At 68.1% G+C, this 9,851-nt stretch carries 7 protein-coding genes and 2 pseudogenes; 2 read left to right on the top strand and 7 right to left on the bottom strand.

What is annotated here, in order from left to right:
* Window positions 1-545: 545 nt before the first annotated feature.
* From ABZT04_RS42970 to ABZT04_RS42950, 5 genes and pseudogenes are all read right to left on the bottom strand, one after another.
* Window positions 546-1,127, bottom strand: a pseudogene (locus ABZT04_RS42970) (tyrosine-type recombinase/integrase); the annotation flags it as partial.
* Window positions 1,128-1,673: 546 nt separating this feature from the next.
* Window positions 1,674-2,042, bottom strand: a complete 369-nt coding sequence (locus ABZT04_RS42965) for a hypothetical protein (protein ID WP_356065263.1) — start codon at window positions 2,040-2,042, stop codon at window positions 1,674-1,676.
* An 80-nt stretch (window positions 2,043-2,122) separates the two neighbouring features.
* On the bottom strand, window positions 2,123-2,530 hold the full coding sequence (locus ABZT04_RS42960; protein WP_356065261.1) for a hypothetical protein: 408 nt from the start codon (window positions 2,528-2,530) through the stop codon (window positions 2,123-2,125).
* A 138-nt stretch (window positions 2,531-2,668) separates the two neighbouring features.
* Entirely contained in the window at window positions 2,669-3,934 is a 1,266-nt protein-coding gene (locus tag ABZT04_RS42955; protein WP_356065258.1) for an ISAs1 family transposase, read from the bottom strand.
* Between the two features lie 822 nt (window positions 3,935-4,756).
* Entirely contained in the window at window positions 4,757-5,641 is an 885-nt protein-coding gene (locus ABZT04_RS42950) for an SDR family oxidoreductase (protein WP_356065255.1), read from the bottom strand.
* Between the two features lie 87 nt (window positions 5,642-5,728).
* Here ABZT04_RS42950 and ABZT04_RS42945 point away from each other — a divergent pair, with 87 nt between their 5' ends.
* The gene (locus tag ABZT04_RS42945) at window positions 5,729-6,307 is read left to right on the top strand and encodes a TetR/AcrR family transcriptional regulator (RefSeq protein ID WP_356065252.1); all 579 of its coding nucleotides are present in this window, start codon (window positions 5,729-5,731) and stop codon (window positions 6,305-6,307) included.
* 51 nt (window positions 6,308-6,358) lie between these two features.
* Here ABZT04_RS42945 and ABZT04_RS42940 read toward each other — a convergent pair.
* Together ABZT04_RS42940 and ABZT04_RS42935 are read right to left on the bottom strand one after the other, a co-directional pair.
* Window positions 6,359-7,146: pseudogene (locus ABZT04_RS42940) on the bottom strand (NAD(P)H-binding protein).
* A 235-nt stretch (window positions 7,147-7,381) separates the two neighbouring features.
* Complete coding sequence (locus ABZT04_RS42935; RefSeq protein WP_356065249.1) at window positions 7,382-7,894, bottom strand: hypothetical protein; 513 nt, start codon at window positions 7,892-7,894, stop codon at window positions 7,382-7,384.
* A gap of 470 nt (window positions 7,895-8,364) precedes the next feature.
* On the opposite strand from ABZT04_RS42935, the gene ABZT04_RS42930 reads away from it, so the two are divergent.
* Window positions 8,365-9,747, top strand: a complete 1,383-nt coding sequence (locus ABZT04_RS42930; protein ID WP_356065247.1) for an alpha/beta hydrolase-fold protein — start codon at window positions 8,365-8,367, stop codon at window positions 9,745-9,747.
* Window positions 9,748-9,851: the final 104 nt, after the last annotated feature.

Raw genomic sequence — 9,851 nt, 5'->3', positions numbered from 1 at the left:
GCAACCCCTCACGAGTTCGAATCTCGTATCCTCCGCCAGTGCCTCACCGGGCACGATGTCGAAGGGCCCCACCGTTCGCGGTGGGGCCCTTCGTCGTTGGTCTCCGGTCACTTGCTCGGGTTCGGGGACAGCCGACTTTGATGCGGAAGGATGGGCGGGTGAGTCACATAGACATGAGTGAGCGCGAGTACTGGGCCTTTGTCTCCGAAGGCCCTGAGGTCTTCGTGGGTCAGACCACACTCGCCCGGGTGGAAAGCTTCGTGATCGGCTACGACGCCCACGCCCGGCGGCACGGCGGCCCCGGGCTCGATGGCTGGCGTGAGTGGCTGGTGGCCAGGCGCGGCCGCGAATGCAAAACCACGCTTGGATGGGTCTGGTCCGCCACATCGCCCTCCCCGATGAAAGCTGGAATCACTGGCAGCTCTCACCGGAGCAGGAAGAACGTGTCATCACGACCCTTTTCGCACTGCTCGATGACTTCCTCGCGGAGCGGGAGGGGGGAGGGACCCACACGCCCTGACCTCCGTTGACCTCCGTTCAGAGCTTTAGGCCGCCCGATGCGGCTCCCAGAGTGCGTCTCCAACCTGCTGAGCGACCTTGCGGAGCGTGGTCCCGGTCACGTGCATGTAGCGAGCGCGCATCCTGGCCGCTCCCCCGGGCTCCCAACCCATGATCGAGTCGATCACCACGTCCGGGACGCCGAGGATCAGGAACACGGTCGCGGCGGTGTGACGAGCGTCCTGCAGCCGGCCGTTCCGTACGCCCGCGTCCTTGAGGAGCCGCTTCCAGGTGTGGAAGTCGGTGTTGGGGCTGAGGGGACCGCCGATGGGTGAAGCGAAAACGTACTCCTTGCCCTCCCAGTCGGTACCGGCCGCGATCCGCTCCCGGTCCTGAGCTTCCTGGTGCTGCCGAAGAATCTTGATCAGCGGGTCGGGAAGGCCGATGGTGCGTCGGCCCGCGCGTGACTTGGTGGACTTGTGCTCGCGCCGGGGCTGCTCCCGCTTGGGACAGTAACCGGCTTTCCGACCACACGGGTACCCGGCGGCGAGATCGACGTCTTCCCAGTGGCCGAGCGCTTAGCCCTGCCGGAGTCCAAGCGCCAAGGCGACGACCCAGGGCGATCGATCCGGGACGCACCCGAGCACGCCCTCTGGATCTGGGGCATCACCGACAGCCCACTCCTACCGGGAACTTGAAGCCACCCTGGGTCCCGCGGGGCTGAGGAGTGTGGAGTCGGCCACGGTCCCAAGTTCAAGGCGCTTACACGGAGTTGTCCCTCCGGGGCCTGCACGCTGACCTCAACGATCTCCTCCCAGGAGTCCGCGGGTGTGGGCCGTTATTCTGGTCTTGAATCGTGACTCGCACATAGCCGGTATTGGTGCCAGTCGCGATCAGTGCCCCTTGCGTCATGCAGGGCCTCCCGGAATGCTCGGAATGGGGTCGCACCCCCACTGCAAGCATCGCCTCACCGACCTCGACTGAGCCCACCACCCCGTTGATCCGTCAGATTACGAAGTACGACTGGAGTACTGGGCCACGAAGAGCACTCTGCGCTACGCCCAGCGCCACCCCGAACTCCGCATCGGTTTCCTGGCCGGAACCGGCCTGGAACCTGTCGCCCCCGCGTCAGCCCGTAGTCAGAGATCAGCATCAGCGGGGGCCTCGTCACGCCATCAGCCGTGGACGGTCTGCTTCACACCGTCCTTGGTGGTGATGTCCACGGACATACGCCACCTCGTACGCTTGCCGACCGTGACGGTGACCGTGTCCGCGAATTTTCTGCCGTGCAAATCCTTCGCCTTGATGCCGGCGCCGAACGTGGCGCTGTCGTCGCAGCCACCGACCTCGGCGCTGAGGCCGGTTCCGCTAGTGACAGTGAGACCGCCAGGTCCGAGACAGTCGTAGCGGACGCCTAGTTCGGCGATCTGGTCAGCAGAAACAGGAAGTTTGACCGTCCCGGGTCCGAGATGGCCCGGCGTCGCCTTTCCGCTGTCAGGACTGTCCGGATCAGACACCAGCACTGATTTCGACGGGCTGGCCACAGGAGCCCGATTTCCCCCTCCCCCACACCCGGCGGCCAGGATGACGATGACTGGCAGTACGGCCAGGTGTCTTCTGCGCATCAGCTCTTTCCGTGCCAGGTTTCGCGACCCTCGTAGACCAGCCGCGCTGATCCACTGCGCAGCACCTTGGTGCTGCAGTTGGGCTGCGTCTGGTTGTAGTTCCACTTCGTGTACTTGACCTTCACACCCGCGTGCAGGTAACCGTGCGTCATGTTGTTCGGCACCTTCCACGACCACGTGTAGGTCGAGCTGTTCTCCCACTGCCATGCGAAGTGGTAGTCGAACGACGCCGACGCCTTGACGAAGACCACCTTCGCTTCGCCCGAGATCGCTCCGCCCACGGTGGACGTCGTCGTCTTTCCCTTGTGGAAGGTGATGCTGATTGTCGTACCGCTGTCGCCGCCGGAACGGGGTTCCAGGTCTCGGTAGTAATTGTGACTGCCGGAGAAATCGTAGCCCGTGGTCATCGGGCAACTCATCGGCACAGCGGCGGAGGCAGGTGTGGAGCTGATGACGGCCAGTGCCGCTGCGACACAGCCTGCCGACATGATTCGCGAAATTCTGCGCACGCGTTCCCCTCGGTTTTCTTTGGTCGACAACGGCCTCTACAGCCGCCGAGGAGAGACCCTAGCGCCGACTCCCACCCCCGTTCGCACGGTTGAGCGAAACCTGAGGTGCGGCGACAGGCGGGACCGGGTCGCCCGTTCGGCTGCTGGTGCCAGGGCTTGATCAAGTTCCGTAGCTGTCCGGGGTAGTTGGTGATGCCCGGGATGGGAAGTGCTCGTTCGGGTTCGTCGCGGATCGCCCGGGTGGTCTTGGCGATGTTGTCGGCTCCGAGGGATTTCAGCGCGCCGATGGCGAAGTTGCGGAGGGTCGCCATGGCCCGTGGTGCGGTCCCGGCGCGGACGGTGGAGGCATCCTCGGCGAAGGTGAAGTCCCTGATGTGGTGCGAGGAGTTCTCCACTCCCCGGTGTCCGCGGATCGCGACGGCCAGGTCGGCGGGGCCGACTTGGTGGGCGTCGAGGCTGGTGACGGCGTAGATGCTCTCGCGGGTCTCGCGTGTGCCGGTGGGCTTGCGGCGGCGGTGGACGCGGTGGCCAGGCGGGCATGAGGGAGGCGATTCCGCCGAGTTCGTCGGCGATTCCGCAGGTTTTGATCGAGCGGGACTCGCTGCGTCCGTGTCCGGCCCCGGAGGCGGTGTGCTGGACTGCGATGGACTGCCAGGGCAGGGCGGCGAGTTGGGCGTGGGCGGTGGGCCGGTTGGTCTTGATCACGGCGATGTAGTGGGCCTTCTTGGTCTCGACCAGCCAGGAGATGTTCGCCTTGACCGAGTGCAGGGCGTCGAAGGTGACGACGGTGCCGGTCAGGTCCAGCGGTGCCAGGAGCGGTGGGAAGTGTGTGGTTTCGTTCGTCTTCGCGCCGACCCCCGCCTGGGCGAGGGTCACGACGGTGCCGTGAGTGACTGCGGAGAGCAGATGCCGGCGCGTTGCGGCGAGACGGGCTGATCCCTTGAGTGCTTTGCCGTCGACAGCGATCGCGCGTGGCCGTCGGGACGCGGAGAGCAACGGCGCCTGGGCGGGAGCGGTGGCGGCACGGTGCCGGTCGGCCAGGCAGGCGCCCACCGCCCGGTCCAGGGCGTCACCGTCAACAGCCCCCAGCACACGGCCGATCGTGGCCAACGCCGGAGTGCGCCGCCATCTGAGCAGGTGGCGGCGGATCCCGATCGCCGTCAGGAGTGCCGTCGAGGCACGCCGGCCCCACTCGGCGAGTTCGTCGATGCCCCTGGCCCGCGAGACAGCCGCGCAGGCGCACACCAGCAGGATCGCTGTGAGTGAGTACCACCGGCCTCGCCGTGCGCGCGGGTCGGGCACCGAGTCGAAGTAGGGCGCAGGTCGGCGATCCGGCCGGTGTCCAGCGGGCCCAGTGTCACCAGCACGGCAGGGATGAGAGAGGACGCAGCAGCAGGCACGGGCCACCTCGTGATCATCTGGCTTGGACACCACAATGATCACGAAGCCCGTGCCTGCTCTGCTATGCGCCCCAACCGGTCACAACCCGACCAGCCGCACGAACCCGAAACCTGCAACCGCCCTGTGCGCCATAAGGGCAAGGTCCTTACCTTGTAGCCACGCCTGTGTGACCTGAACGACGGGGATCCGAACGTCGTCCTGGCCTGCCCGGTGTACGACGATCGCTCTCCCATCGCAGGCCACCCAGCCGTTCGCGATAGACCGCCGGGGTGCCACCAGAGGACCGAGTCTCGCCGAACGAGGTGCCGGTGCCGCAGGGCGGGGCGATGTGGCGGCCTGCTTCTGCTTCCGCTTGACGGGTGAACTCGACGATGTCACGGAGGCTCCGCCGGCCCGAAGCGTCGTTGTTCTCCGGCCTTTGCTGTTCAAGGTCACTCGACCGCTCTTGCCACCCATGCTGATGCTTGAGGACTTGGTGCCGAGCCGGACCCGGACTCCACCCACGTGCGGCTCGACCGACGCCACCGGGAGCCAAGCCGTCTATGAACGCAGGTGAACGCCACCGAACGCACCCCGCCACCCACCACCACAGTTGGAAAGCGTGCTGGGGGCAACCCCTCACGAGTTCGAATCTCGTATCCTCCGCCAGTGCCTCACCGGGCACGATGTCGAAGGGCCCCACCGTTCGCGGTGGGACCCTTCGACGTATTCTCACTCCTCGTTTCAGGGCTGGATGTTCTCCAGGTCCTCCAGGAGGCTGGGGTGTTTCGGCTCCCAGCCGAGGGTCTGGCGGGTGTGGGTGCTGGAGGAGGGCTGGTCGGCGGCGAAGATCGGGCCGAGGGGGCCGTAGGTGTCCGGAGGTACCGACTCGACCGGGAGGCCCAGCCGTCGGCCGATGACCTCGGCGATGTCACGCACCTTGTCTCCTTCGTCGGCCACCGCGTGCCAGGCCGTGCCGGCTTCCGCCTTCTCCAGGGCGAGGCGGAAGAGGACGGCCGCGTCGAGGGCGTGTACGGCCGGCCAGCGCTGTTCGCCGTCGCCCGCGTAGCCGGACACCCCGGTCCGGCGTGCGATGTCGGTCAGCAGGCCGGCGAAACCGCCCGCGCCCTCGTTGTGAACCGTGCGCGGCAGGCGTACGGACGAGCTGCGGACTCCTCGCGAGGCCAGGCCCAGGACCGCCGTGACCGCGCGACCGCGACCGCCGACCGGCCCGTCGGTCGGCACCGGGTCGGCCTCGGTGGAGGTACGGCCCTTCGTCACCCAGGGCGTGCCCGAGACGGTGACGAACGGCCGGTCGCTGCCGACGAGTTCCTCGCCTAGGGCCGTGAGCGCGGCCGTCTCCTCGGCGACGTTCGCCGCGAAGGCCTCGGGGCTGCTGAAGTCATTGCCGAACGCCAGGTGGATCAACCCGTCGACCCGGGCGGCGCCGGCACGCAGGACGTCCGGATCGGCGAGGGTTCCCCGCAACGGCTCGGCGCCGGCGGCCTCGGCGGCCCGCGCGGACGCGTCCGACCGCGCGAGCGCGAGGACTGTATGGCCGTTGCCGATGAGTTCGGCGACGACGGCGGAACCGACCAGGCCGGTGCCGCCGGTGACGAAGACGCGCATGGAAACTCCCTCACAAGTGATGGGACTCTTGTCCCATCACCGTAGCAGAGTGATGGGACAAGAGTCCCATCACATAGAATGGTGCCCATGGGTCGATGGGAACCAGGTGCGCGCGAACGCCTTGTCATGGCTGCCGTCGACCTGTTCACCGAGCAGGGGTACGACGCCACGACGGTCACGCAGATCGCCGAGCGCGCCGGGGTCACCAAAAGCACCTTCTTCCGGCACTTTCCCGACAAGCGCGAGCTGCTGGTCGCCGGGCAGGAGGAGCTGAGCCGGCTGCTGGCCGAGGGAATCGCCGAGGCGCCCGGTGATGCCACCCCGCTGGAGACGGTCGCCGCCGGTCTCGTGCGCGCCTCCGGCCTGATGGGCCCCCAGAACCGCGAGTTCGCCCCTCGGGTGCGGGCGGCCATCGCCGCCAGCACCGAACTCCAGGAGCGTGACGCGCTCAAGACCGTCAGCCTGGCGGCCGCGATGACATCCGCGCTCGCCGCCCGCGGCATACCCGATCCGACCGCGGCCCTCGCCAGCGAGCTGGGCGTCCTCGCCTTCAAACGGGGCTTCGCCGAGTGGACCGAGGGCGACCGCGACGCCAACGACGAACTCGCCGGGTACGTCCTGACGGCCCTGGAGGAACTGCGCGCCGCGAGCGCGTCCCTGGGCTGAACCGGCACCCCGGACCCGGCTCGGGCAGTGGTCCGGTCCGGGTGTCATCTGTCAGCGCAAGGCGTCGGCATGCTCCGCGGCCCACTGCCGGAACGGTCTGGCCGGTGAACCGGTGATCCGCGCGACCGTGTCGCGCACCCTCAGGAGCTCGTCGTTGACATCCCCGCCCGTGACGTCGAGGACCGCGTCCGCCGCTTCGGTCCCGAAGGCCGCGGTCATCTGGGCATGCGCCTCCTGCCGACCGATCTCGGCGAAGGACACCTCCCGCCCCAGCGCCGCCGCGATGGCCTCGACCTGTTGCCGGGGAGTCACCGGCTCCGGGCCGGTCAGGGCATACGTCCGTCCCCGGTGGCCGGGCTCGCTCAGCGCCGCCCGTGCCACCGACGCGATGTCCGCGGGGTGGATCGTGGGGAGCGCGGTGTCCGCATACGGTGCGCGAGCCGTCCCGCGCTCACGGATCGGCCCCGCCCACATCAGGGTATTCGAGGCGAACTGGGTCGGCCGCAGGATCGTCCAGGCCATGCCGCTGTCCTTCAGCAGCCGCTCGACCGCCAGGTTCTCCGCGGCGGGGCCGAGGTGCGGATGGGTCTGGCCCGTGATGGACGACACCAGCACCACATGCTCCACACCTGCCGCCGCGCGGCCTCAAGGACGTCGGCATCCGGGCCCAGCCGCGACACGAGAAACAGCGAACACACCCCGCCCATCGCGGAGTTCAAGGCCTCAGGCTCCGCGAGGTCGCCCTCAGCGGCTTCGACACCCTCGGGGAACACGGCCCGCGCGGCGTCACGGGTGAGCCCTCTCAGCGGTCCGGCACCGCATACGCGCAGCTCCTTCAGCAGTGCACTTCCTATGTTCCCGGTGGCTCCGGTTCACGTGTTCCCGGTGGCTCCGGTTCACGAGGATCACGAGCGCGTTCTCCCATGCGTGACGGGCCAAGGGGTCGAGACGCTTCAGCGGGTGCGGCGTTCCGCCGCGGCCGTGACCGCCAGGGCTATGACGGTCCGCAGGGACATGGCCAGGCCTAGCACCGGTCGTCCGGCGCGGCAGTCCTCAACTCCCGTCCTCGGCAAGCTACGCGGACGGAGTGTTCCACCAGGCCCATGGGGGTGGGACCGGGATCCAGTCGGGGCCGCGGTGGGAGAGCCACCACTCTCCTACGACATGGAACTTCTCCTCGAAATGGCGGTCCCAGGAGAGGAATCCGGTCTGGGGTGCCCGTAGTGCGGTGCGGCGGCCGCCCGCCTCGTAGAGGACGACCGTTCTGGTACCCAGGATGGATTCGATCTGGACGCCCTGGATGTCGGACCAGGGGATCGTGCGGCGGCGCAGGTTGTGGACCACGGCCGCTGTCGGGGTCAGGGTGATGCCGAAGCGGAAGGAGAACAAGGGCCCCAGCGCCAGCACGACGATCCAGAACGTCACCAGGCCGGTCAGTCCGCCCGGGGGTGGTATGTCGGGGGCGGACAGGAAGAAGACGGCCGTTGTCCCAACGACCGCGGGCAGAAAGGGCGTTGTCTGTTGCCACGCGGTGAGCCGGTAGCGCACCTGGACCGGCGACGAAGTCCCACTCCGCGAACGCCCCACCACGCCACCCCGTTCTGTGTGTCGGTGCAGCTTGCAGGGCTCGCGGACCTGGTGTCCAGCGTTCTTGGCCGGGGAGTCGACGGACGGTCTGGTACGAAGATCGAGGCCGGGAAGCCGCGCCAACCCCCGCGGCCTGGGCGGTACTTCCGGCTCACCACCACCGCCAGCCAGGCAGCACAGCCGACACCGGCCGTCAACGGTCCCCCTGAATTCGCTGCGAATTCGCTCCAATTGTGACTTGTTTCCGTCGTCGAATTTCCGCCACCAATAGGGCAGGTGAATGCGAGTCAATAATGGCGGCGCGATATCCCGCGTTAACTAAGCTTGCACGACGCGGATTCATGCGCACCACCAGGAAAGCTCTGCGTATCCTGTGAGAATGAGGCTCCTTTCTCGTATCGCCGCACAGATTGAGGCGGGACAGTGGCGTTCGGCAGCCCTGACAACCTCGATCGAAGGAGCTCACCCTCATGGACAGGCGTAGGTTCATGGCCGGTACCGCGACCGCGACGGCGGGGGCGCTGGCGGTGTTCGGCAGCGCGACCCCCAGTTCGGCGGACGAAGCGAGCGGGACGGGCGGGACGAGTGCGGGCGGGGACCACGTGAAAAGCCTCACCGCCATCACCCAGGTCTTCGGAGCCGGGCAGAAGCTCGTCGCCGTAGCGGTCGAATACGACAGAGAGATCGACGGCGGTTCGCTGTCGACGTCGACATTCACCGTCACCGACCGCACCGTGACCAAGGTCTACACGAACCGCACCGCCGACCTCGCGGAGCGGGCGAGGGGCGGGCGCTACGTCATCGTCGAGCTGTCGCCGGACGACACGGCGGCGGCGCTGTGGGTGACCCAGCAGGGTTCCGGCACCCCGCCCACCGGCGGGACGGGCGACTCCGGCGGCGGGGTCGGGGCGGGCGGCCCGAAGGTCGGCGACACCACCCCCGGCGGCACCATCGTCGCGGCGAAGGCCACGCTCACCCAGGCCGGCACCGTCACCACGGTCCGCGGCACGCAGTACGCCGCGAGCACCACCGCGCTGACCACCGACACGGTGAAGAACCTGATCGTCGACGACTTCCAGCAGTTCACCTTCGACGACCCGGCGACCGGCCAGACCCTGAAGTACAACCTGTTCGTCCCCAAGCACTACAACCCGCGCAAGAGCTACCCGCTGGTGCTGTTCATGCACGACGCGAGCGTGGTCAACGTCGCCACCGAGGGCCCGTTGGTGCAGGGTCTGGGCGCGGTGTGCTGGGCGAGCCCGGAGGACCAGGCCCGGCACGAGGCGTTCGTGCTCGCACCCGAGTACGGCTCGGTCGTGATCGACGACGACTATCTGCCGTCGACGCTGTTCGACGCCACCGCCAACCTCGTCGAGTCGGTCACGCAGCAGTACAGCATCGACCGTAAGCGCCGCTATACGACCGGGCAGTCGATGGGCGCGATGATGTCCCTCGGCCTCAACATCAAGTACCCGGACCTGTTCGCGGCGGCGTTCATCGTCGCCGGGCAGTGGCCGGAGGGCCAGGCCGCGCCGCTGGCGAAGAAGGACCTGTGGATCCTCGTCTCCGCCGACGACACCAAGGCCTATCCCGGTGAGCAGGCCATCACCGAGGTCATCCAGGAGCAGGGCACCGCGGTCAGCACCGCGCTGTGGGACGGGCAGTCCACGGCCGCCGAGTTCGCCGCCGACGTGCGCAGCATGAAGGCCCAGCGGACCCCGGTGAACTTCGCCGCCTTCGAGACCGGCACCGTCGTACCGACCGGCTCGACGACCAGTGCGCACATGGCCACCTGGCAGGTCGCGTACACGATCCCGGGCATCCGGGACTGGATCATGCGCCAGTCGATGTAGTCCTCCATACAGGGAGCGACCGGGCACGGGGGCGGGTCCTCGCCCCCGTGCCCGGCGGCATAGAGTGCTGCGGCAGATCCGGCGAATCCGGCAGGCCGTGGAGG

The sequence above is a fragment of the Streptomyces sp. NPDC005492 genome, assembly GCF_040605995.1.
GTDB lineage: Bacteria > Actinomycetota > Actinomycetes > Streptomycetales > Streptomycetaceae > Streptomyces.
This window is presented reverse-complemented; position numbering and strand designations above follow the sequence as displayed.